22 protein-coding genes are annotated in these 22,542 nt (G+C 73.6%); 13 read left to right on the forward strand and 9 right to left on the reverse strand.

The window, feature by feature from the left end; all coding sequences use genetic code 11:
* Window positions 1-116: 116 nt before the first annotated feature.
* A complete protein-coding gene (locus ACFC0G_RS32760) occupies window positions 117-746 on the reverse strand; it encodes a uridine kinase (RefSeq protein WP_376410418.1) in 630 nt (209 codons plus the stop codon).
* 183 nt (window positions 747-929) lie between these two features.
* Here ACFC0G_RS32760 and ACFC0G_RS32765 point away from each other — a divergent pair, with 183 nt between their 5' ends.
* From ACFC0G_RS32765 to ACFC0G_RS32775, 3 genes are all read left to right on the forward strand, one after another.
* On the forward strand, window positions 930-2,327 hold the full coding sequence (locus ACFC0G_RS32765; RefSeq protein WP_376410421.1) for a peptidase C39 family protein: 1,398 nt from the start codon (window positions 930-932) through the stop codon (window positions 2,325-2,327).
* Window positions 2,328-2,402: 75 nt separating this feature from the next.
* Window positions 2,403-2,552, forward strand: a complete 150-nt coding sequence (locus tag ACFC0G_RS32770) for an SCO1431 family membrane protein (protein WP_376410423.1) — start codon at window positions 2,403-2,405, stop codon at window positions 2,550-2,552.
* Window positions 2,553-2,647: 95 nt separating this feature from the next.
* Complete coding sequence (locus ACFC0G_RS32775; protein ID WP_376410426.1) at window positions 2,648-3,820, forward strand: acyl-CoA dehydrogenase family protein; 1,173 nt, start codon at window positions 2,648-2,650, stop codon at window positions 3,818-3,820.
* Here ACFC0G_RS32775 and ACFC0G_RS32780 read toward each other — a convergent pair.
* Window positions 3,783-4,160: a hypothetical protein gene (locus ACFC0G_RS32780; protein WP_376410429.1), complete on the reverse strand. Its 378-nt coding sequence runs from the start codon at window positions 4,158-4,160 to the stop codon at window positions 3,783-3,785. The genes ACFC0G_RS32775 and ACFC0G_RS32780 overlap by 38 nt on opposite strands.
* A 173-nt stretch (window positions 4,161-4,333) precedes the next feature.
* Between ACFC0G_RS32780 and ACFC0G_RS32785 the strand changes: the two genes are divergently transcribed.
* Both ACFC0G_RS32785 and ACFC0G_RS32790 read left to right on the forward strand, forming a co-directional pair.
* On the forward strand, window positions 4,334-5,452 hold the full coding sequence (locus ACFC0G_RS32785) for a hypothetical protein (RefSeq protein WP_376410432.1): 1,119 nt from the start codon (window positions 4,334-4,336) through the stop codon (window positions 5,450-5,452).
* Window positions 5,453-5,526: 74 nt separating this feature from the next.
* Window positions 5,527-6,618 (forward strand): phosphotransferase family protein, encoded by a 1,092-nt coding sequence (locus ACFC0G_RS32790; protein ID WP_376410435.1) that lies wholly within the window; start codon window positions 5,527-5,529, stop codon window positions 6,616-6,618.
* 25 nt (window positions 6,619-6,643) lie between these two features.
* On the opposite strand, the gene ACFC0G_RS32795 is transcribed toward ACFC0G_RS32790, so the two are convergent.
* Entirely contained in the window at window positions 6,644-7,012 is a 369-nt protein-coding gene (locus tag ACFC0G_RS32795; RefSeq protein ID WP_376410438.1) for a hypothetical protein, read from the reverse strand.
* A gap of 226 nt (window positions 7,013-7,238) precedes the next feature.
* On the opposite strand from ACFC0G_RS32795, the gene ACFC0G_RS32800 reads away from it, so the two are divergent.
* The 4 genes from ACFC0G_RS32800 (at window position 7,239) to fxsA (ending at window position 11,342) form a co-directional block, all read left to right on the forward strand.
* Window positions 7,239-7,679, forward strand: a complete 441-nt coding sequence (locus ACFC0G_RS32800; protein WP_015032222.1) for an Lrp/AsnC family transcriptional regulator — start codon at window positions 7,239-7,241, stop codon at window positions 7,677-7,679.
* 81 nt (window positions 7,680-7,760) lie between these two features.
* Entirely contained in the window at window positions 7,761-9,425 is a 1,665-nt protein-coding gene (locus ACFC0G_RS32805; protein ID WP_376410569.1) for an amidohydrolase, read from the forward strand.
* A gap of 450 nt (window positions 9,426-9,875) precedes the next feature.
* On the forward strand, window positions 9,876-10,652 hold the full coding sequence (locus ACFC0G_RS32810) for a polyprenol monophosphomannose synthase (protein ID WP_024760804.1): 777 nt from the start codon (window positions 9,876-9,878) through the stop codon (window positions 10,650-10,652).
* 96 nt (window positions 10,653-10,748) lie between these two features.
* Window positions 10,749-11,342, forward strand: coding sequence for an FxsA family membrane protein (fxsA, locus tag ACFC0G_RS32815; RefSeq protein ID WP_376410442.1), 594 nt, complete (start codon window positions 10,749-10,751; stop codon window positions 11,340-11,342).
* A 150-nt stretch (window positions 11,343-11,492) separates the two neighbouring features.
* Here the strand turns inward: fxsA and ACFC0G_RS32820 are convergent, their stop codons facing one another.
* From ACFC0G_RS32820 to ACFC0G_RS32835, 4 genes are all read right to left on the reverse strand, one after another.
* Window positions 11,493-11,867, reverse strand: a complete 375-nt coding sequence (locus ACFC0G_RS32820) for an RNA polymerase-binding protein RbpA (protein WP_015032218.1) — start codon at window positions 11,865-11,867, stop codon at window positions 11,493-11,495.
* A 255-nt stretch (window positions 11,868-12,122) separates the two neighbouring features.
* Window positions 12,123-13,490, reverse strand: coding sequence for an MFS transporter (locus tag ACFC0G_RS32825; RefSeq protein ID WP_376410445.1), 1,368 nt, complete (start codon window positions 13,488-13,490; stop codon window positions 12,123-12,125).
* Window positions 13,491-13,546: 56 nt separating this feature from the next.
* Entirely contained in the window at window positions 13,547-14,311 is a 765-nt protein-coding gene (locus ACFC0G_RS32830) for a glycerophosphodiester phosphodiesterase (RefSeq protein WP_376410448.1), read from the reverse strand.
* Window positions 14,308-15,018: a YitT family protein gene (locus ACFC0G_RS32835; RefSeq protein WP_376410451.1), complete on the reverse strand. Its 711-nt coding sequence runs from the start codon at window positions 15,016-15,018 to the stop codon at window positions 14,308-14,310. The genes ACFC0G_RS32830 and ACFC0G_RS32835 overlap by 4 nt, the downstream gene beginning before the upstream one ends.
* 103 nt (window positions 15,019-15,121) lie before the next feature.
* Between ACFC0G_RS32835 and ACFC0G_RS32840 the strand changes: the two genes are divergently transcribed.
* The gene (locus tag ACFC0G_RS32840) at window positions 15,122-16,621 is read left to right on the forward strand and encodes a PLP-dependent aminotransferase family protein (protein ID WP_376410454.1); all 1,500 of its coding nucleotides are present in this window, start codon (window positions 15,122-15,124) and stop codon (window positions 16,619-16,621) included.
* A gap of 88 nt (window positions 16,622-16,709) precedes the next feature.
* Here the strand turns inward: ACFC0G_RS32840 and ACFC0G_RS32845 are convergent, their stop codons facing one another.
* Together ACFC0G_RS32845 and ACFC0G_RS32850 are read right to left on the reverse strand one after the other, a co-directional pair.
* The gene (locus ACFC0G_RS32845) at window positions 16,710-18,482 is read right to left on the reverse strand and encodes a hypothetical protein (protein WP_376410457.1); all 1,773 of its coding nucleotides are present in this window, start codon (window positions 18,480-18,482) and stop codon (window positions 16,710-16,712) included.
* A gap of 66 nt (window positions 18,483-18,548) precedes the next feature.
* Window positions 18,549-18,743: a hypothetical protein gene (locus ACFC0G_RS32850; protein WP_015032212.1), complete on the reverse strand. Its 195-nt coding sequence runs from the start codon at window positions 18,741-18,743 to the stop codon at window positions 18,549-18,551.
* 307 nt (window positions 18,744-19,050) lie between these two features.
* On the opposite strand from ACFC0G_RS32850, the gene ACFC0G_RS32855 reads away from it, so the two are divergent.
* From ACFC0G_RS32855 to ACFC0G_RS32865, 3 genes are all read left to right on the forward strand, one after another.
* Window positions 19,051-19,443 (forward strand): ankyrin repeat domain-containing protein, encoded by a 393-nt coding sequence (locus tag ACFC0G_RS32855; RefSeq protein ID WP_376410460.1) that lies wholly within the window; start codon window positions 19,051-19,053, stop codon window positions 19,441-19,443.
* A gap of 254 nt (window positions 19,444-19,697) precedes the next feature.
* Window positions 19,698-21,113, forward strand: coding sequence for a HEAT repeat domain-containing protein (locus ACFC0G_RS32860; protein ID WP_376410463.1), 1,416 nt, complete (start codon window positions 19,698-19,700; stop codon window positions 21,111-21,113).
* 251 nt (window positions 21,114-21,364) lie between these two features.
* Window positions 21,365-22,486, forward strand: a complete 1,122-nt coding sequence (locus ACFC0G_RS32865) for a glycosyltransferase family 4 protein (RefSeq protein ID WP_376410466.1) — start codon at window positions 21,365-21,367, stop codon at window positions 22,484-22,486.
* Window positions 22,487-22,542: the final 56 nt, after the last annotated feature.

Consider the following 22,542-nt stretch of genomic DNA (forward strand, 5'->3'; position numbering starts at 1 on the left):
ACCGGGGGCTTCGTGTCTGCGGCGGCTCCGAAAAGCCGCACATTGAGAACGTAAGACCTGTACGCCCCTTGGGTCAAGCGGAGTTCAGGCACTTGCGGAAGTGGACTTCGGGCCCCTCAATTCACGGACAGGGAGCCGTCACGGTACGTGATGATCTGGTCCGCGCCCGCTGTCACAGAGGGCCCGGGAAGCCAGTCGTACCCCTCACGACGCTCCCGTACCAGGGTGTCGGCGAAGGGCCGGGAGGGGTCCTCGGCGAAGTGGCGAGTCTCCGCCACCGTCCATCCGTCCCAGAAGTCGGCCTGTTCCGGGCCGTCCCGGTGCCGCCCCCGGACCCAGGACTCCTCGGGCTCCCGCTCCATCCACAGCAGCCACGCCAGGAACGGCCGCACCACCTTCCGGCCCGCGCCGACGCCCTCGACGAGGACGACCGGGGCCGGCGGCAGCGCGCGGGGCTCGCCGAAGCTCCGGCGGTGCCAGTCGTACGGCCGGTAGAGCGCGGTCCCGCCCCGGGCGAGGGGCTCCAGGACCTGCTCCCGCAGCCGGCCGGTCCACGCGAACAGCTCCTCGTGGGTGGCGAGGTCGTCGAGGCGGAGGACGGGGGCGCCGCCGAGGGCGGTGGAGAGACGGGACGCGAGGGTGGACTTGCCGGAGCCCGCGTGGCCGTCGACCGCGACCAGCCGGACCGGTCCGCAGGAGGGCGGGAGCCGGAGCAGGGCGTGTGCCGCGCGGTCGAGGTCGTTCATGGGCCCAGGGTAGGGGAGTGGGGGACCGCCCCAGGTCAGGAAGGTGCCGCCGCCAGTGGTCGAGACCAATATTGGTGCGGCGACGCGGGGCGAAGTGCTGGCGGAGGCCCCGCGCGAGCCGGGATAGTGGGCCCGCGCAGCCCTGTCCGTACGCCCGCCGTTCTCGACTGGGGGTCACCGCCCATGACCAGCTCCACCCCGCGCAGAACCGTCCTCGCCGCGGCTCTCGCGGCCGCCGCGGGAACGGCCGCGGCCACCGCGGTCCCCGCCGCGGCCGCCGACTGCGCCACCGACGCGTGCGTTCCCCCGGCACCGGCCGACGCCGCCGACCGGGGCCACGCCCCGGCGCCCGGGCTCGTCGACAACCGCTTCTGGTCCTCGTACACCGACTGGAGGTGCGGCACCGCGGCCGGAACGAGGGCGATCGCCGGCCACCGGCCCGGCCTGGTCCTCGCCACCCCCGCGGGCCGTACCGAGTACGCGGACCCGCACACGGGCCGGACCTCCGCCTGGGAGTACGCGAGCTGGACCTCGCCCGTCCACACGTCGACCGTGCCCGCCACCGAGGTCATCGCCTCCTGGAACGCCCACACACCGCCCGGCACCTGGCTCCAGGTCGAGCTCTCCGGCACGTACTCCGACGCCACCGCCACCCCCTGGTACGTGCTGGGGCGCTGGGCCGCCGGCGACGGCGACATCCGGCGCACCTCGGTCGACGGCCAGACCGACGGCAAGAGCACCGTCTGGACCGACACCTTCGCGATCGACGACACGGCGAGCGGCCTGCGGCTGCGCTCGTACCGGCTCCGGCTCACGCTCTACCGCACGCCCGGAAGCGACCTCACGCCGACCGTGTGGCGGCTCGGCGCGATGGCCTCGGACGTCCCGGACCGCTTCACCGTCCCCGCCTCGGAGCCCGGCCCCGCCCACGAGCTGACCGTGCCGCGCTACTCGCAGAACACCCACGTCGGTCAGTACCCCGAGTACGACAACGGCGGCGAGGCCTGGTGCAGCCCGACCTCCTCCCAGATGATCGTCGAATACTGGGGGCGCCGGCCCTCGGCCGACGAGCTGGCCTGGGTGGACCCGGCCTTCGCCGACCCCCAGGTCTGCCACGCGGCCCGCTTCACCTACGACCACCAGTACGAGGGCTGCGGCAACTGGCCCTTCAACGCCGCCTACGCGGCCACGTACCCCGACATGAACGCGGTGGTGACCCGGCTGCGCTCGCTCACCGAGCTCGAATCACTGGTCCGGGCGGGCATCCCGGCCATAACGTCCCAGTCCTTCCGCAAGGAGGAGCTGACCGGGGCCGGCTACGGCACCTCGGGCCACCTCATGACCGTCGTCGGCTTCACCGCCGACGGCGACGTCGTCGCCAACGACCCCGCCTCGCCGAGCAACGAGGCCGTCCGCCGGGTCTACGCCCGGCGCGAGTGGGAGAACATCTGGCTCCGTACCAAGCGGTACAACGCCAGTGGGCGCGTGGTCTCCGGCACAGGAGGGGTCTGCTACCTCTACTTCCCGGACCGGCCGTCGCCCGCCCAGCGCAAGGCCCTCGCGGCCCTCGGCATCGCCTGACCCGGCCGGGCGGTCCCGGGGGACGTGACCGACGTCTCTACCCCGGGGCCGTCCCCGTGCCGCACTGTGGTCGCCATGACCGCAACCACCTCCGCACGCCTCTTCTCCCGCGCCCGCACGGGCGGTCCGAAGGACGGCGACGGCCCCAAGATCCTGGAACACGTCCTCGGCTGGACCCTGGTCGTCGTGCTCGCCGTCTTCGTCACCCGGGCGGGCCTCATGTGACGGCGCCCGTGTGATGCCCCGGGACGGAACGGGCATACTCCCCGCGACCCCGTGCGCGCCCGTTCGCGCCGCCCCGCAGGGAGGAGCACCCGGCCATGCCCGAAAGCCCCGCGGACGGCGTGGAACGCCGACTGCCCACCGACGAGGGCCGGGAGCTGCTCGCCCTGGTCCGCGACATCGCCCGGCGGGAGATCGCCCCGCGCGCCGCGGAGGAGGAAGCCGCCGGGGTGTTCCCCCGTGAGCTGTTCGCGCTGCTCTCCCGGTCGGGACTGCTCGGACTCCCCTACGCCCCGGCGTACGGCGGGGGAGGCCAGCCGTACGAGGTCTACCTCCAGGTCCTGGAGGAGCTCGCCGCCGCCCGCCTGACCGTGGGCCTCGGCGTCAGCGTCCACACGCTCTCCTGCCACGCCCTCGCGGGCTTCGGCACCGAGGAGCAGCGGGCCGAGCACCTGCCGGCGATGCTGGGCGGCGGCCTCCTCGGCGCGTACTGCCTCTCCGAACCCTCCGCCGGCTCGGACGCCGCGGCGCTGCGGACCCGGGCCGTCCGGGACGGCGACTCCTGGACGATCGACGGCACCAAGGCCTGGATCACCCACGGCGGCATCGCGGACTTCTGCACGGTCATGGCCCGCACCGGGGGTCCGGGGGCGCGCGGCATCACCGCCTTCCTGGTGCCGGGGGACGCCGAGGGGCTGAGCGCAGCGCCGCCCGAGCGGAAGATGGGCATGAAGGGCTCGCCCACCGCCCAGCTGCACTTCGACGGGGTACGGGTCCCCGACGCGCGGCGCCTCGGTGCGGAGGGACAGGGCTTCCCGATCGCCCTCGCCGCCCTGGACTCGGGCCGGCTCGGCATCGCCGCCTGCGCGGTCGGGCTCGGCCAGGCGGCGCTCGACGAGGCCGTCGCGTACGCGCGGGAGCGCCGGCAGTTCGGGCGGCCGATCGCCGACTTCCAGGGGCTCCGCTTCCTGCTCGCCGACATGGCGACCCTGGTCGAGGCGGGCCGGGCGCTCTACCTGGAGGCGGCGCGGCTCCGGGACGAGGGGCGGGAGTTCGGACGGTCGGCGGCGATGGCGAAGCTCTTCTGCACGGACGCCGCCATGCGGGTCACGACGGACGCGGTGCAGGTGCTCGGCGGATACGGCTACACCGCGGACTTCCCCGTGGAGCGGTATCTGCGGGAGGCGAAGATGCTGCAGATCGTCGAGGGGACCAATCAGATCCAGCGGGTGGTCATCGCGCGTCACCTTGTCGGACCAGAGTCCCGCTGACGCGTACGGTGCGGCCCGCCCAGACGGGACCCGCGGCGAGCCGGTTCCACTCCTGGTCGCGGCGGCCCGGGAGGGTGCGGCCCTGGCTGGCCCAGAGGCTGAGGACGTCCTGGTAGATGGGCGGGTCGGGGAGGACCTGGACCGGCACCGGGGCCGGGACCGGCACGGGGGCGGGGGCGGCGGGGGTGGAGGGAGCGGGGACAGAGACGGGGAGGGGGAGAGGCGCGGGGGCGGGTGCCTGCGGCGGCACCGGAGCCTTCCGGGGAACCGATTCTTCAGCATGCGGTTCGGCCTGCCGGTGCCGACCGTAGCCGCTGGGAGTCGTGTGCAGCGTGGTCATGCCCGGACCAACGCGCCCCGGCGGCCGGGGTCACCCCCGAACGGATTCGAGCGGCAGTTCGCCCGGTACCCGGTGCGCGACTCTGGCCCCCCGACATTTACCTGACGTACCGTCAGCTCTCATCGCGGAAGCACCCGCCGACGCGGAACCACCCGCCGATCAGGAGGACAGCCATGTCGGTGAAGCGGCACGTCGACGACCGGCCCGTCGCGCTCGACGAGTACCCCGTGCACCAGGCCCCGCTCTCGATGAAGCACCACGTCAGCGGCGACCGCAACGCCTACGACCGCTGCATCTTCCATGTCTTCGACCACCAGGGCCGGGCCCTGCTCATCGCCGGCCTCGGCGTCTACCCGAACACCGGCGTCATCGACGCCTACGCCACCCTGCGCACCGGCGACCGGCTGCACGCCGTCCGCGCCTCCGACGCCCTCGGCGACGACCGGACGAACCTCTCCGTCGGCCCCCTCGCCATCACGGTCGACGAGCCGCTCAAGCGCCTCTCCCTGCGCTGCGAGGCCGATGCCGACGACCCCGAGGGCCTCTCCTTCGACCTCACCTGGACCGGCGACTTCCCCACCGTCTGGGAGCCCCACCACACCCAGCGCCACGGCGGCCGCCTCACCCTCGAAGGGCGCCGCTTCGTCCAGGCCGGGCACTGCGCGGGCACCATCAGGGCCGGCGGCGAGGAGTTCACGGTCACGGCGGGGGAGTGGACCGGAACCCGCGACCGCAGCTGGGGAGTCCGCCCGATACCCGGCGAAGAACCCGGCCGCGCCGCCGAGTTCCGCCCCGAGGGCTTCCACTGGCTCTGGATCCCGATGCGCTTCGAGGACCGCTTCCTCATGGTCATCGCCCAGGAGGACGCCGACGGCTACCGCACCCTCAACGAGGCCCTGCTCGTACGGAACGGCCACCGCGACACCCAACTCGGCTGGCCCCGCACCGACATCACGTACCGCCCGGGCACCCGCCACCCCGAACGGGCCGTCGTCCATCTCGCCGACCCGGCCGGGAAACCCCTGGAGATCGGCGTCGAGATCCTCGCCTCCTCGCCGCTGGCCGTCGGCGCGGGATACCCGCCCGCCACCGACTGGCAGCACGGCACCTGGCAGGGCCGCGGCTGGACCGACCGGCGCGTCTACGACCTCACCGACCCGTCCGCGCACCCCATGGCCGCCTACGGCGTCACCGACCACGCCGCCCGCTTCACCCTCGACGGCCACACCGGGTACGGCATCTTCGAACACGGCTCCTTCGGCCGCCACGACCCCAGCGGCTTCACCGCCTAGGGGGTGTCTAGTCCCGAAGTACGTCGACCCCCGGGGCCGGCGAACCGAGCCCCAAGACAAAGAGGAGGCTCCTCTTGGCCACCGCACCCCGTCCCCGCACCACCACCCGCGACCCCGAGGAGCTCGGGCGGCGGCTCACCGGCTGGCTGGACCGGCACCTGCCCGGCGCCCGCGTCTCCGGCCTCGCCGTGCCCGGGTCCAACGGCATGTCCAGCGAGACCCTGCTCTTCGACCTGGACCACCCCGACGCCCCCGTGCGCGGCTGCGCCCTGCGGCTGGCCGCCGACCCCGCCGCGTACACCGTCTTCCCCGTCTACGACATGGCCCGCCAGCACCGCGTGATGTCCCTGGTCGGCGAGCACACCGACGTCCCCGTCCCGCGCGTGCTCTGGCTGGAGGAGGACCCGGGGCCGCTCGGCGCCCCCTTCTTCGTGATGGCCCGCGCCGAGGGCCGGGTGCCGCCGGACGTCATGCCGTACACGTACGAGGGGAACTGGCTGCACGCCGCCACCGACGCCGAACGCGCCCTCCTGGAGGACGCGTCCGTCTCCGTACTGGCCCGGCTGCACGATCAGTTCCCGGCGAAGGAGGCCGAGTTCCTGCTGCCGGACGGTACGGGCACTCCACTGCGCCGCCACGTCGACGCCCAACGCGCCTACTACGCCTGGGTGGTGGAGGGACTGGCCCCCTCGCCGCTCATCGAGTCGGCCTTCGACTGGCTGGAGGCGCACTGGCCGGCCGACGAGGGGCCGGCCGTCCTCGGCTGGGGCGACGCCCGCATCGGGAACATCGTCTACGACGGGTTCACGCCCGCCGCCGTCCTCGACTGGGAGATGGCGTCCTGCGTCCCGCGCGAGGTCGACCTCGGCTGGACGGTCTACCTCCACCGCTTCTTCCAGGACCTCACGGTCTCCTTCGGCCAGCCCGGCCTGCCCGGCTTCCTGCGCCGCGACGCGATCGAGCGGCGGTACGCGGAACTGACCGGGCACACCCCGCGCGACATGGAGTTCCACACCCTCTACGCGGCGCTGCGGCACGCGATCGTGATGCTCAGGATCGCGTACCGGCAGGCTCACTTCGGAGAGGTGGAGGTGCCCGGAAACCCGGACGGCCTGATCCTGCACCACGCCACGCTCGCGGCGATGGTGCGGGGAAGCTATTGGTGAGACGGGTGCCCCGAGGGGACAGCCCCTAGGCGGCGCGCCGCATCTGGGGCACCCGCAGCGGACGCGAGCCCGGACCGCCGACGTGCGAGAAGGGCTGCGTCCGCCAGTCGAGACCCTGGGGAAGCGTCAGGAGCAGCGCGGTGTCCTGCTCCTGGACCTCCAGGGTGTCGTCGGCCGGACGCGCCGCGGAGGCCGCGAGCCCCGTCCCCGGGCAGACCGTCAGGACGAAGGGGTTCCACGGCGTGGGGCAGAGGGCGTGCTCCGGCAGCACGTCCTCGTCGGCGAGCAGCGCGATCGGCTGCACGCACTCCGGGCAGACGACCCGGAACATCTCAAAGGTGTCGTACGCGTCGAGCTCGTCGAACGTGTCGACGGATTCAACAGGATCCTGCATGGAGAATCTCCCCCTCGGGTGCGTCGGCCGGGTCGGTGACGGCCTCGACCACAGCAAGCACTTCCCATACGGAACTCCGCATAACCGTGAGGCGGCGCGTCGGGCCCGGCGCAAACCTGTGGCGTTCGTCACATGCCCGGCGCAGGTGCCCCGTGACAGCCCATAGCGCCCTATACGGGTCGCCCTCGGCTGTCCCCGGACACCTGCGGCGCACTAGGGTCACCGCATGGAGGAGCTGGATCGTCAGATCGTCGAGTTGCTCGTCAAGGACGGGCGCATGAGCTACACCGACCTGGGCAAGGCCACGGGCCTGTCCACCTCGGCTGTGCATCAGCGCGTCCGCCGGCTCGAGCAGCGCGGTGTCATCCGCGGCTATGCCGCCGTCGTCGACCCGGAGGCCGTGGGCCTGCCGCTCACCGCCTTCATCTCGGTCAAACCCTTCGACCCGAGCGCCCCCGACGACACCCCCGACCGGCTCGCCGACATCCCGGAGATCGAGGCCTGCCACAGCGTCGCGGGCGACGAGAACTACATCCTCAAGGTCCGGGTCGCCACGCCGCTGGAGCTGGAACACCTGCTCAGCCGCATCCGCTCGCAGGCCGGGGTCTCCAGCCGGACGACCGTCGTCCTGTCCACCCCGTACGAGGCCCGGCCGCCGCGCGTCTGACCGCGCGTCCGGCGGGCGACGGGGGACCTGCCGGACAAACCGGGTCCCCGCAGGTCCTAGCCTGGTCGCATGAGTGAGTCCATGTCCGCGGGATCCGCGGCGTCCGAGACGTCCGCCTCCGCCGCCGAACACCGCACCGTGCTGCTGCGCGGCGGGGAAGTCCACAGCCCCGCCGATCCCTTCGCCACCGCCATGGTGGTGGAGCGCGGACACGTCGCCTGGGTGGGCTCTGAGGGCGCGGCCGACGCCTTCGCCTCCGGCGTGGACGACGTGGTCGACCTGGAGGGCGCGCTCGTCACCCCGGCGTTCGTCGACGCGCACGTGCACACCACGGCGACCGGCTTCGCCCTCACCGGGCTCGACCTGTCCGCCGCCGCCTCGCTCGCCGAGGCGGCGGAGCTGATCCGCGCCCACGCCGCCGCCCGCCCCGCGGACCGCATCCTCATCGGCCACGGCTGGGACGCCTCCCGCTGGCCCGAGCGCCGCGCGCTCACCCGCGCCGAGCTCGACGGGCTCACCGGCGGCCGTCCGCTCTACCTCACCCGGATCGACGTCCACTCGGCCGTCGTCACGACGGCCCTGCTCGACCTCGTCCCCGGCGTCCGCGACCTGGACGGTTTCCACGACGGACAGCGGCCGCTCACGGGTGACGCACATCACGCCGTCCGCGCCGCCGCCTTCGCCGCCGTCTCCCCGGCGCAGCGCACGGAGGCGCAGCGCGCCGCCCGGAGCCACGCCGCCTCCCTCGGCATCGGCACCCTGCACGAGTGCGGCGGCCCGCAGATCTCCTCCGAGGAGGACTTCACCGGCCTCCTGGACCTGGCCCGCACCGAGGCCGGGCCCCGGGTCGTGGGCTACTGGGCGGACCTCGACATCGAGCGGGCGCGCGCGCTGGGCGCCCTCGGCGCGGCCGGCGACCTCTTCGCCGACGGCTCCCTCGGCTCCCACACCGCCTGCCTCCACGAGCCGTACGCGGACCACGCGGCCCACGCCGGCACCGCCCCCACGGGGGCCGCCCACCTGGACGCGCCCACCGTCGCCGCCCATGTCGTGGCCTGCACCGAGGCAGGGCTCCAGGCCGGCTTCCACGCCATCGGGGACGCCGCCCTCACCGCCGTGGTCGAAGGCGTCCGCGCCGCCGCGGAGAAGCTCGGCCTCGCCCGGATCCGGGCCGCCCGGCACCGCGTCGAGCACGCCGAGATGCTCACCCCCGAGACCGTCGCCGCCTTCGCCGAGCTGGGCCTCACCGCCTCGGTCCAGCCCGCCTTCGACGCGCTCTGGGGAGGCGAGGAGGGCATGTACGCCGACCGCCTCGGCGTCGAGCGGGCCCGGACCCTCAACCCGTACGCGGCGCTGCTGCGCGCCGGTGTGCCGCTGGCCTTCGGCTCCGACAGCCCGGTCACCCCGCTCGACCCGTGGGGCACCGTCCGGGCCGCCGCCTTCCACCGCACCCCCGAGCACCGGATCTCCGTCCGGGCCGCCTTCACCGCCCACACGCGGGGCGGCTGGCGGGCCGTGGGCCGCGACGACGCCGGGACGCTCGTCCCCGGCGCCCCGGCCGACTATGCGGTCTGGCGCACCGGCGAGCTCCTCGTCCAGGCGCCCGACGGCCGGGTGGCCCGCTGGTCCACCGACCCCCGCTCCGGGACGCCCGGTCTGCCCGATCTGACGCCCGGCGCGGACCTCCCCGTCTGCCTGCGCACAGTGGTGTACGGACAGACGGTGTTCGTACGGCCGAACGAGTGATGTAGGGATATTTCCGCCCACGGATCACCGCCCCGCACGCTTGTCCCCGACCTGCGGATCTTCCCCTCCGGCCTGGCCTTTCAGGGAATCTCCGCAGGTCAAGCGGGTGTTGACAGCCGACGGGCGGGGGCGGGTAGGTTCTCCGCGTCCACCACAGGACGTCCGACCGTTTGAAACCGCCCCGCGGTTCGCCGACCGCCGCCCGCGCCTCGGCCGCGAGGGAAGGTTTCTCCGGCGGAAGGTGCGACCCGGGTGGGGCCCGGACGTTCAGTAGACAACGGCTCTCGGTCGACCCGCAGCCAGCGGATCCCAGGTCGGACCGAAGGACGTCGGGCCCCGCACCGCACGGCAACCGCCCCCTTATGTCCCGTAACCGCGCAACCACCGCGCCGGAGCACTCCGAGGACCTCGCTATGGTGGGGTCCTGTGTTTGTATCCGAAGGGGCAGTAGTGAACGACGGTGGCCAGAGGCGTTACGGCCCGCTCGGCAAGGCCTTGGTGATCATTCCGACCTACAACGAGGCGGAGAACATCAAGCCGATCGTCGCGCGGGTGCGGGAGGCCGTACCCGAGGCGCACGTTCTCGTCGCCGACGACAACAGCCCTGACGGTACGGGCAAGTTCGCGGACGAGATCGCCTCCGAGGACGATCACGTCCACGTCCTGCACCGGAAGGGCAAGGAGGGGCTCGGCGCCGCCTACCTCGCCGGCTTCCGCTGGGGCATCGAGCACGGCTACGGCGTCCTCGTCGAGATGGACGCGGACGGCTCGCACCAGCCCGAGGAGCTGCCGCGGCTGCTCACCGCGCTCAAGGGCGCGGACCTGGTCCTCGGCTCCCGCTGGGTGCCGGGCGGCCGGATCGTGAACTGGCCGAAGTCCCGCGAGTTCATCTCCCGGGGCGGCAGCCTCTACTCCCGCGTGATGCTCGACGTGCCGATCCGCGACGTCACCGGCGGCTACCGGGCCTTCCGCAAGGAGACCCTGGAGGGCCTGGGCCTGGAGGACGTGGCCTCGGCGGGCTACTGCTTCCAGGTCGACCTGGCCCGTCGCGCGGTCGCCGCGGGCTTCCACGTCGTCGAGGTCCCGATCACCTTCGTCGAGCGCGAGATCGGCGACTCCAAGATGAGCCGGAACATCGTCGTCGAGGCGCTGTGGCGGGTCACCGGCTGGGGCCTGACGGCACGGGCGGAGAAGGTCGGCCGACTGCTCGGCCGCAAGTCCTCCTGACCGCTCCCTGACGCCTCCGCGGGAGGCCTGCCCCCGTCGCGCGTACTGATCCTTTCTTTACGACGTTCCGGCGGGGTGCCAGGCACACTGGGGACCATGACGACCGGCGCACCGCCTCCCCTCGCCCCCAAGCGCTCCCGCGCACGCACGTTTCTTCCCCTCGCCGTCGCCGCCTGGCTGGTCCTGGAGATCTGGCTGCTCACGGTGGTGGCGAACGCGACGGGCGCGCTGACCGTGCTCGCCCTGCTCGTCGGTGGCGCCGTACTCGGCGCCACCGTGGTGAAGCGGGCGGGCCGGCGCGCCTTCCGGAACCTGACCACGACCTTCCAGCAGGCCCAGGCGGCGGCGCAGGCCGGCGAGGCGCCCTCGCCGGACGCGCGGACCGGCGCGGAGGACCGCAACGGCTTCCTGATGCTCGGCGGCCTGCTCCTGATGATCCCCGGCCTCGTCTCGGACGCGGCCGGACTCCTGCTGCTGATCCCGCAGGTCCGTTCGTTCCTCGGGCGGTACGCGGAGAAGGCCGTCGAGCGCCGTATGACCGCCGCACCTCCCGGCAGCCTCCAGGACGCCTTCCAGCAGGCGCGCATCCACCGCCCGGACGGAAAGGTCGTCCAGGGCGAGGTCGTCCGCGAGGACGCGAACCAGGGCCCCCGTCGGCCCGAGGAACCGCGCCCGCCCCTGATGCCCTGACCCACGCCGTACTCCGCGCATCCCTTCGGGGGTGCGCGGATGCCCTCTTCTCTGGGGTTCTCCGGGGTGCGGTGTGTACGCGAAAACGCCGCGGGGCCCGGTACACAATGTGTGTACCGGGCCCCGCGGCGTTGTTCGTCCGGGTTACCGCTAGGCGGACTTCCGGCTGTCGCGCGGATGCACGGCGATGTTCATGGCGCCGGAGCGCAGGACGGCCAGCCTTTCGGCAAGGACCTCCTCCAACTCCTCGCGCGTGCGACGCTCCATGAGCATGTCCCAGTGCGTACGCGCAGGCTTGCCCTTCTTCTCCTCAGGTCCGTCCCCGTCCACCAGGAGTGCCTGGATTCCGCAGACCTTGCACTCCCACTCCGGCGGAATTTCCGCTTCCACCGAGAAGGGCATCTCAAAACGATGGCCCTTCTCGCATGCGTACTCCACGGCCTGGCGCGGGGCCAGATCGATGCCGCGGTCGGTCTCGTAGCTGGTCACCACGAGGCGCGTGCCGCGAAGAGCTCGCTCACTCATGAATCGTGCCTCCCGGGCTTGTCGCCCACAGGACAGGTGTCGCTGTCGTCGTTATCCGGTCAACGTCCGGTCGGCGGTAAAGATTCCCGTGCCGGGTCATGCGTCGCCCGTCGTGCCGCCCCTTGTTGTACCCACCAGTGCCCGTTTTGTCACATCTGACGGCAGATGTAACTCACTGTCTTCACCAAAGCAGCACGCAGTAACGGTCCGCCTGGCAGGCCAAAGGCGTACACTACCGGCCTTTCACTTCCGCGTCTAAATTCGTTCCGGCAGCGGGTTGCCCGCCTCCTCCACCGCGCGTCGCACCGGGACCCGGGCGAGCAGGGCGAAACCGACGACGAAGAAGATCACGAGAGAGATGATGGCATCCCGATAGCTTCCGGTCAGCTGATACGCGAGACCGAACACAAGTGGACCCAGCCAGCTCAGTCCCCGATCGCTCATCTCGTAGGCCGAGAAGTACTCCGCCTCCTTGCCGCGCGGCACCAGATGCGAGAACAGCGAGCGCGACAGGGCCTGGCTGCCGCCGAGGACCAGGCCGATCGCGGCCGCCAGACAGTAGAAGAACACGGGCGCGTCGGCCGGCAGGAAGTAGCCCGCCGCGAGGATCAGCGTCCAGACCGCGAGCGAGCCGAGAATCGTCCGCTTGGCACCGTGCGTCCGGGCGAGTCGCCCCATCCCCAGGGCGCCCGCCACCGCGAGCACCTGGACCAGCAGCACCGCCGTGATCAGGGTCGTCTGGTCGAGGCCCAGCTCCTCCGAGCCGAACACCGAGGCCTGCGAGATCACCGTCTGCACGCCGTCGTTGTAGACCAGATAGGCGAGCAGGAAGGAGAGCGTCAGCGGATGCCGGCGCATGTCCTTGAGGGTCGCCCGCAGCTGGCCCCAGCCGCTGCCGACCGCGCCTGCCCGCTCGGCGCCCGCGTCCGCGCGGACGTGCCGGTCGCGCAGCCGCCGCAGCGGGATGATCGTGAAGGCGCCCCACCACAGACCGGCCGAGGCGAGACAGATCCGGATCGCCTCGCCCTCGGTGAGGCCGAACGAGTCGTGCCCGGAGTACAGGACCAGGTTCAGGACCAGGACCAGCGCGCCGGACGTGTAGCCGAAGGCCCAGCCGCGCGAGGAGACCGCGTCCCGCTCGTCCGGCTCCGCGATCTGCGGCAGATAGGCGTTGTAGAGCACCATCGACACCGCGAGCGAGGCGTTCGCCACGATCAGCAGGAACGTGCCGAGGAGGTAGCGCTCGCCCGCGAGGAAGAACATCCCCGCCGTGGCCGCCGCGCCCAGGTACGCCGCCGCCGCGAGCAGCGGCTTCTTCCGGCCCGTACGGTCCGCCACCGCGCCCACCAGCGGCATCACCAGGACCGCGACGATGATCGAGGCCGACACGGCGTACGCGAAGAGCGAGCCGGCCCGCACGGGTATCCCGAGCGGGTGCACGAAGCCCTCGGCGTCGGACGCCGCCCGCGCCACCGAGGTCAGGTACGGGCCGAGGAAGACGGTCACGACGCTCGTCGAGTACACCGAGCACGCGAAGTCGTAGAAGTACCAGCCGCGCTGCTCGCGCCGCCGCTCGGCGGCACCGGTGGCGTACTCCTCCGGTTCGGTGGTGTCTGCGGTCAAGGCCGCGCCCCCTCGCTCGTCCCCGTGATCCGCCGCCGCGCCGGCTCGACGCGTGCTCAGACCCACGCCCCCCGCTCGGTCAGCACCGAGCGCAGCGTCTCCAGATGATCGGTCATGATGCCATCCACGCCGAGGTCGAGGAGAGAGTTCATCCGGTCCGGATCGTTCACCGTCCAGACGTGGACCTGGAGCCCGCGCGCGTGCGCCTCCCGGACGAAACGGCGGTCCACCACCGGGATGCCGGCCTGGCGCTCCGGGACCTGCGCCGCCACCGCGCCCGCCCGCACCGCCGCCGGGATGCCCAGCGAGCGCAGCCGCAGCCCGACGACCCCGCGCACCCCGTACGAGGTCGCGAGCCGGGGACCCGCGAGGCGCTGGGCCCGCGCCACGCGGGACTCGGTGAAGGACCCCACGCACACCCGGTCCCAGGCGCCGGTCCTGCGGATCAGGTCCACCAGCGGCTCCAGGGCCGACTCGGCCTTGAGATCCACGTTCCAGCGGGCCTCCGGGAACTCCTCCAGGAGGTCGGTGAAGAGCGGCAGCGGCTCCCGGCCCGCCACGCGGGCCTCGCGCACCGCCGCCCACGGCAGGTCGCGGATCCGGCCCGAGGCGTCCGTGACCCGGTCGAGGGTCGCGTCGTGGAAGGCGACGAGAGCCCCGTCCGCCGTCGTGTGCACATCGGTCTCGAAGTAGCGGTAGCCCGCCGCGGAGGCCAGCCGGAAGGCGGCCGCGGTGTTCTCCAGGCCGTTCGCCGTGCCGCCGCGGTGGGCGAACGGGAGGGGGGAGGGGTGGTCGAGATAGGGGTGGCGTACGCGAGTCACGGGCGCAGTATGGCCTGTCCCGGTGTCTCGGGGGCGACCTCCGGGCGGACGGACGGCTCTTCCGGGGCGGCCCCGGCGGCCCCGGGGCCCTCGGACTCCGGCTCGGGTACGGCGAACCAGCGCAGGAAGTACTGGGCGAGCGGCCCGATCGCCAGCGCGTACAGGACCGTGCCGACGCCGACCGAGCCGCCGAGCGCGAAGCCGGTCGCGACGACGGCCACCTCGATCGCCGTCCGCACCAGCCGGATCGACCGGCCCGTGAGCCGGTGCAGACCGGTCATCAGCCCGTCACGCGGGCCGGGACCGAACCGCGCCGCGATGTACAGGCCGGTGGCGACGCCGTTCAGGACGATGCCGAGCGCGAGGAGCGGCACCTGCCCCGCCAGGCCGTGGACGTCCGGGACGAGCGCCAGGGTGCCGTCCATCGCGATGCCGATCGCGAAGACGTTGGAGACGGTGCCGAGGCCCGGCTTCTGCCGGATCGGGATCCACAGGAGCAGCACCGCCGCCCCGACGATGATCGAGACCACTCCGATGGTCAGTCCGGTCTTCTCGGCGAGACCCTGGTGGAGGACGCCCCAGGGCTCCAGGCCGAGCCCGCTGCGCACCAGGAGCGCCGAGCTCACCCCGTACAGCGTCAGACCGACGTACAGCTGGACGAGCCGACGGGTGAGGTGCCGGCCGTGGAGGCCGGAGGCGATGGACAAGGGACTTCCCCCCAGGGTGGTGGTAGTGGACTGGCTCATGACACTCTGTGGCGGGGTATCGGGTGCCAACCATGGCCAATTCGATGAAGGTGGACTGATTTCGATGGCTCAGTGGACTTCGGCGGTGGGGCCGGCTCAGCTCGCCCGGCAGCTCCAGGCACAGCAGCCGCGGCCCGCAGGACCCGGCGCCCGCAAGCCGCCCGCCTACCGGGCCCTCGCCGACGGCATCCGACTCCTCGTCCTGGAGGGCCGCGTCCCCGTCGCCGCCCGCCTGCCCGCCGAGCGGGAGCTCGCCGTCGCCCTCACCGTCAGCCGGACGACGGTGGCCGCCGCCTACGAGGCGCTGCGCACCGAGGGCTTCCTGGAGTCGCGCCGCGGGGCCGGCAGCTGGACGGCCGTACCGGCCGGGAACCCGCTGCCCGCGCGCGGCCTCGAACCGCTGCCCCCGGAGGCCCTCGGCTCCCTGATCGACCTCGGCTGCGCGGCGCTGCCCGCGCCCGAGCCGTGGCTCACCCGGGGCGTCCAGGGCGCCCTGGAGGAGCTGCCGCCGTACGCCCACACGCACGGCGACTACCCGGCCGGGCTGCCCGCGCTGCGCCAGACGCTCGCCGACCGCTACACCGCGCGCGGCATCCCCACCATGCCCGAGCAGATCATGGTGACCACCGGAGCCATGGGCGCCATCGACGCCATCTGCCACCTCTTCGCCGGGCGGGGCGAGCGCGTCGCGGTCGAGTCGCCCTCGTACGCCAACATCCTCCAGCTCATGCGGGAGGCCGGCGCCCGGCTCGTCCCCGTCGCCATGTCCGAGGGGCTCGGCAGCTGGGACATGGGCCGCTGGCGCCAGGTGCTGCGGGACGCCGCGCCCCGCCTCGCGTACGTCGTCGCCGACTTCCACAACCCGACCGGCGCGCTGGCCGACGAGGACCAGCGGCGGCAGCTCGTCGACGCGGCCCGCTCGGCCGGCACGGTCCTCGTCGTCGACGAGACCATGACCGAGCTGCACCTCGACGACGACCTGGAGATGCCCCGGCCGGTCTGCGCCTTCGACCCGGCGGGCTCGACGGTCCTGACGGTCGGCTCGGCCAGCAAGGCCTTCTGGGCGGGCATGCGGATCGGCTGGGTCCGGGCCGCGCCCGACGTCATCCGCTCCCTCGTGGCCGCCCGCGCGTACGCGGACCTCGGCACCCCCGTCCTGGAACAGCTCGGCGTGAACTGGCTCATGGGGACCGGCGGCTGGGAGGAGGCCGTGACCCTCCGGCGCGCGCAGGCACGCGAGAACCGGGACGCGATCGTCTCCGCGGTCCGCAGGGAGCTGCCGGAGTGGGAGTTCTCGGTCCCGCGCGGCGGGCTGACCCTCTGGGTCCGCACCGGCGGGCTCTCCGGCTCCCGGCTCGCCGAGGCGGGCGAACGCGTCGGCGTCCGGGTCCCCTCGGGCCCGCGCTTCGGAGTGGACGGCGCCTTCGAGGGCTTCATCCGGCTGCCCTTCACGGTCGGCGGCCCGGTCGCCGACGAGGCCGCGGCCCGGCTGGCCGCCGCGGCGCGCCTGGTCGAGTCGGGGGTGGGCGGGGGAGTGGAATCGCCCCGCTCGTTCGTCGCGTAGGTCTCGGGGAAGGTTGCGGGGGCACAGAGCGAGAGGCCGGTACGGACCGTGGGTCCGTACCGGCCTCTCGGCGTCTCGGCGGGGCGCCTCAGCCCTCGGCGGCGACCGGAGCGTGGCGGGGCGCCGGGCCCGGGTCCGGCGCGAGGCGCGGGGCGGAGTCGGGCTCGTAGCGCGGCATGGCGGGGGCAGAGGCAGAGGCAGGGGCGGGATCGGGCTCGTGGCGGGGAGCGGGGGCCGGATCGGGCGCCTTGGACGAGACCGAGACCGAGACAGAGGTCGAGGTCGAGGCAGGGATCGCCCCGACCGTCACCGTCTCGACGGCCACGGTGTCGATCGCCACGGTGTCGGCCGGTGCCGTCCGGCGCTCCGGCAGGAGCGCGAGGACGGCCTGGCGGTGCGACTCGCTCGTGGCGTCGTCGTACGGGTCGGGCGTCGCCGGCACCTGGAGCCGCAGCACCGGGCCCGTACCGAGGCGCGCGTAGCCGCGGCCCGGCGGCACCTGGGGCGTCGGCGTGGTGTGCGGCGCGGAGCCGAGGACGGACTCGATCTGCTCGGGGGTGGCGGGACCGAGCACGATCCGCGCCCGGGTGTGGGTCCGTACCGTCTCGCTCAGCGTGTCCGTGCTGTCGAACTGCTCGGCCACCACCACCGTGACCTGCGCCGCGCGGCCGTGCCGCAGCGGCACCTGGAGCAGCTCCTGCGGGTCGGGGCGGCCGTCGGCGGCGGCCAGGTGGCCGAGGATGCCCGGTCGGTCCAGGAGGATCCACAGCGGCCGCCGGGTGTCCTCCGGCGCGGGATGACCCGCCTGCCGGGCGCGGTTGGCGGCGATCAGCCGGCGCTCCGTCTCGTGCGCCGCCCATTCCAGGCTGGCCAGGGCCCCGGAGAGCCCGCACTCGACGGCGAGGACCCCGTCGCGGCCGGTCAGGCAGGCGTACTCGCCGGTGCCGCCGCCCTCGACGATCAGGACGTCCCCGTGCGGAAGGGCCTGGAGCGCGATCGAGCGCAGCAGGGAGGTGGTGCCGCTGCCCGGCTGGCCCACGGCCAGCAGGTGCGGCTCGGCGGAGCGGGGGCCGGTGCGCCAGACCACGGCCGGCGCGTCCTCGGTGCCGTCCGCCGCGACGACGGGCACGGTCCGCTGCACGGCGTCCCCGTCGGTGAAGCCGAGCACGGTCTCGCCCGGCACGGTGACGAAGCGCTGCGCGGCGATGGTGGTGGGCAGGGCGGGCAGCACGCTCATGACGAGCCGGTTGCCCTCCTCGTCCCAGTCGAAGTGGTACTCGCGGCCGCGCCCCGACTTGGCGTGCAGCAGCTGCTCGATGCGGGCGCGCGCGGCCGGCTCGCCGTCGGTGAAGTACGGGGGGTACGCGATCTTCAGCCGGGTGGGCCGCCCGTCCTCGTCGAAGGCGTACTCCGCGAAGGCGCCGGTCCAGTCGCCGCCGTGGGCGAAGAGCGGGGCGGGGTCGTCGGGGACGGAGAAGTACGGCACGAGGGCCTCGTACAGGCCCTTGAGCCGCGCGATCTCCGCGTCGTCGGGCCCGGTCTTGACGACCGGGCGTTCGCGCCCCTTCCACGCGGCGGCGCCCATGAGCGTGACGAGCGCGAGCAGCGGCCCGTACGGCACGAGGGCGACGACCAGGACGCAGGCCGCGACCAGGAGCAACGTGGGACCGCGCCGCTCCTTGGGGGTCGCGGCCCACTTGGCGCGCGCGGTCGCGGCCAGCTTCCGCAGACCACGGGAGACCGTGATCAGCGGATGGAGCACGTCGGTGGCGCTGTCGGCGGCCGTGCGCGCGATCTCTCGGCTACGAGCGATCTGCGCGCTGCCGCTGCTCAGAATGCGGGGGAGTGGTCGCCGGGCCACGTCGTACTCCTGGTTTCGTGGAAGGGGGCTGGTTGAGGGGGCAGGTTCCGACGCCCCCTCGGGGCGTCAGAACTTGATTCCGCCCAGGAGACCGGCGAGGCTCTGCCCGCCCGCCGTGATGCTCGGGGCGATGGCGGTGCCCGCGAGGTAGAAGCCGAACAGAGCGCTGACGAGGGCGTGCGAGGCCTTCATCCCGTCCTTCTTGAAGAACAGGAAGCAGATGATGCCGAGCAGGACCACGCCTGAGATGGACAGGATCATTTGGTGTTCTCCTGGTTGAGGGGACAGTCACCATGAGTCCTTCCAGGTTCACAGCAAGTATCTATGTGACTAAAGGTGCATTAGAGTGAAATTCGCCTGATTTCACTGCACCGGCGCACAGTGGATGTCTCCCCGGGTGGCGAAAACCCGGTGGTGCGCTAGAAGCGGGCCGGGTGCGGATCGCGGTGATCTTTGCCTCAGTGGGGCGCGGTCATGTCACCCGACGGGCAGTACCCTGTCGATTCACTCGTACGGCCGCGCTTGCCGTGCGCAGGTCATCACTGCAGGAGAGAGGCGGTTCCACCCGATGAGCGAGACTCCGGACCCCGAGGTCATCGAGCTGGCGTCCAAGGTCTTCGACCTCGCGCGCACGGGGGACGCCGACGCCCTGGCCGCCTATGTCGACGCGGGCGTCCCGCCGAACCTCACCAACGACAAGGGCGACTCCCTCGTCATGCTCGCCGCCTACCACGGCCACGCCGCCGCGGTCTCGGCCCTCCTGGAGCGCGGTGCCGACGCCGACCGCGCCAACGACCGCGGCCAGACCCCGCTCGCGGGCGCCGTCTTCAAGGGCGAGGACGCCGTCATCCGCGCCCTGCTCGCCGGCGGCGCGAATCCGGAGTCCGGGACTCCGTCCGCCGTCGACACCGCCCGCATGTTCGGCAAGACCGAACTCCTGGAGCTCTTCGGAGCCCGGTGAACGGGTACTGAACCCCAGGTGAGAGCAGCGTCGTAAATGTGGTCGCGGTGGCGAAATGGGTGGGTCATCATGACGTCGGGCCCGGCGGACCGGGCCACCGACGAGAGGCAGAGGAAGATGGTCACTGGCAAGCGCAGGACGACGGGCGGCCCGACATGTTGCCGCACGGCCTAGGCGTACAGAGATGTATCGCCTGACCCGGGTCATCCCGGTTTCCCCCGGTCGTGTCGACAGCTTGATGTGAGGCGTCTTCCATGTTCGATCCAGTCATAGCGCCGAGCGGCACCCTGCTCGGCATGCTGCAGAGAGGCCGCGGCGACGGCACCCTGCACGCGCTCGCCGCGCCACGTGCCGAGGCCCTCGCGGCCCTGAGCCACTGCGTTCTCGCCGACCCCCGCCACGACTGGCAGGTCGAGAACCGCTCCCTCTACTACGCCCGTCTCTACCTGGACCTCCACGGAGGTCTCGACGAGATCGAGGCGCACCTCTTCGGTGCCGAGGACCACCTCGACCCCGAGGAGTCCAGGACCGGGCTCGCGCTCGCCGTCCTGGGGCACCTCGCCTCCTACGGACGCCAGGACGCCCTGCTCCTGCTCCGGCGCTACGCGGCGACCGGCACGAACTGGGCCTGGGCCCTGGACGAGCTGGCCCTGCGCGACGACGACGCCGGGCTCCGCGGGCTCGCCCTCCCCGTGCTCGCCCGCTTCCCCGCCGACCCGGCGGGCGAGGCCGAGCTGGCGGGCGTCGTGCGGGACGCCTTCGAACCCCGGCCCTGGCGGCTGTGGGCCGAGGACCAGCGGGACGCCGTCGGCGCCCGAGTCAGGGCCGCCCAGGAACAGGGCTCCTTCGACCGCTGGCAGCGCCAGATGCGCCCGGCCGGCCCCCGCCCCGGCTGGAGCGTGCGGGCCGTCCTCGACTGGGCGCAGGAGGGGTACGAGCGAGGTGCCGTGCTCGACGGCCCCGCCGCGCGCTGCCTCGCCGCCGTCGCCGGTCCCGAGGACCGCCCCGAACTCCTCGCCGCCGCCCGCGAAGGCTCGACGGGGGCGCGGGGCGCCGCCCTGCACCACCTCGCCGCGTCACGTGACCCCGCCGTCCTCGACCTCGTGGAGGCCGCCGTCGACGGCGGCTCGCACACGGTCGCCGAGGCCGCCGTCGCCGCCTACCGGCGGATGTGCGGCGAGGACGCCGTCGCCCGCGCCCGCGCCTGGGTCCGGCGGACCGACGAACTCGGTACCGCCGCCGCCGAGGTCCTCGCCTGCCGCGGTACGGCGCAGGACGCCGGTCTCGTCCTCGGGGCGCTGCGCGGGACCATCCGCTCCGCCGGCCCCGACGCTCCCGAGCTCGCCGTCCTCGTCGACGGAGTGGGCCGGCTCGACATCGCCTGCGCCGCGCCCGTGCTCCGCCACGTCTACCGCGAGACGTCCTCGTCCCAGTTGCGCGGCCGGGTGGCCCGCGCCCTCGCGGCCACCGACCCCACCTTCGCGACCGGCTTCGCCGTCGAGTGCCTCTGGGACTGCGAGGAGACCACCCGCGAGGTGGCCGCCCAGCACGCCGAGACCGGTGACGTACGGGTCGCCGAGCGGCTCCGCCGCCTCGCCGCCGACCCGGCCGAGGAGGCCGAGGTCCAGACCGCGGTGCGCAACCGGATAGGACCCGACCTCCAGGTCTGACCCCGTGCCCGTTCCTGTCCCAGGCCTGACCCCTCCCCAGGCCTGACCGGTACGGCTCATCCCCTCCCGTTGCCCGGACCCCGGGGCGGCGCGGCCTGCGGCGGAGACCCCGCCGATCGTGGCCCCGCCCCGGGCGCCCGGAGACGGGCCGGGGCGCGCCGCGGCCCCCGCGGCGAAACGCTCATGGGACGTTCCCCCGCCGTCCAGATCGACGTCGGCGGGTACACGCCAAGCGGGACGACAACACCCGTATGCGTGTCGTCATCGTCACAGAATCCTTCCCTCCCGATGTCAACGGTGTGGCGCACTGCGCCCTCCAGACCGCGCGCCACCTCGTCCGCCGGGGCCACGTCCCGCTGGTCATCGCCCCCGCCGTCGCCGACCCGGCGGCGGACGCCGACGCCCCCTGCGCCGTCGTCCGCGTGCCCTCCCTGCCCCTGCCCGGCTACCCCCAGGTCAGGGTCGCCCTGCCGAGCCGCCGGGTCGCCGCCGCCATCGCCGCGCACCGCGCCGACCTCGTCCACCTCGCCGGACCCTTCGTCCTCGGCGTGCGCGGCATGACGGCCGCCGCCCGGCTCGGCATCCCCGCCGTCGCCGTCTACCAGACCGACCTCGCCGGCTACGCCCGTACGTACGTGGGCACCGGCGAGGGCGCCGCCTGGCGCCGGCTGCGCGCCGTCCACGGCGCCGCCGACCGCACCCTCGCCCCGTCCTCCGCCGCCGTACGCGACCTGGAGGCCCACGGCATAGGCCGCATCCGGCTCTGGGGGCGCGGCGTGGACACCGTCCGCTTCCGCCCCGGCCTGCGCGACCCCGGGCTGCGCCGCGAACTCGCGCCCGGCGGCGAACTCCTCGTCGGCTACGTGGGCCGCCTCGCGCCGGAGAAGCGCGTGGACCTGCTCGCGGGGATCCGCGGCATACCCGGCGTCCGGACCGTCGTCGTCGGCGACGGGCCCAGCGGGCCCGGGCTGCGCGCCGCCCTGCCGGAGGCCCTGTTCCTGGGCCGCCGCACCGGCGACGACCTCGCCCGGATCTTCGCCTCGCTCGACGTCTTCGCCCACACCGGCCCGTACGAGACGTTCTGCCAGACCGTGCAGGAGGCCATGGCGAGCGGGGTCCCGGTGATCGCCCCGGCCGCCGGCGGCCCCCTGGACCTGGTGGACCACGGGCGCACCGGTCTCCTCGTACCGCCCGGCGACCCGGGCGCCCTGCGGGAGGCCGTCGCCTCGCTCGCCGCCGCCCCGGACGTGCGCGCCGCCTACGGCCTGGCCGGCCGGGCCGCCGTCGAGGGCCGCACCTGGGAGGCGCTCGGCGACGAGCTGATCGGCCACTACCGGGAGGTCCTGCGCGAGCGGACGGCGGTGGCGGCGTGAACGGCTCTCGTACGGCTCCGGGGGGTGGCGAGGCCATGGGCGCGCGTACCGGGGGG

Source organism: Streptomyces sp. NPDC056169 (assembly GCF_042268445.1).
In the GTDB taxonomy this organism is placed as follows: domain Bacteria; phylum Actinomycetota; class Actinomycetes; order Streptomycetales; family Streptomycetaceae; genus Streptomyces.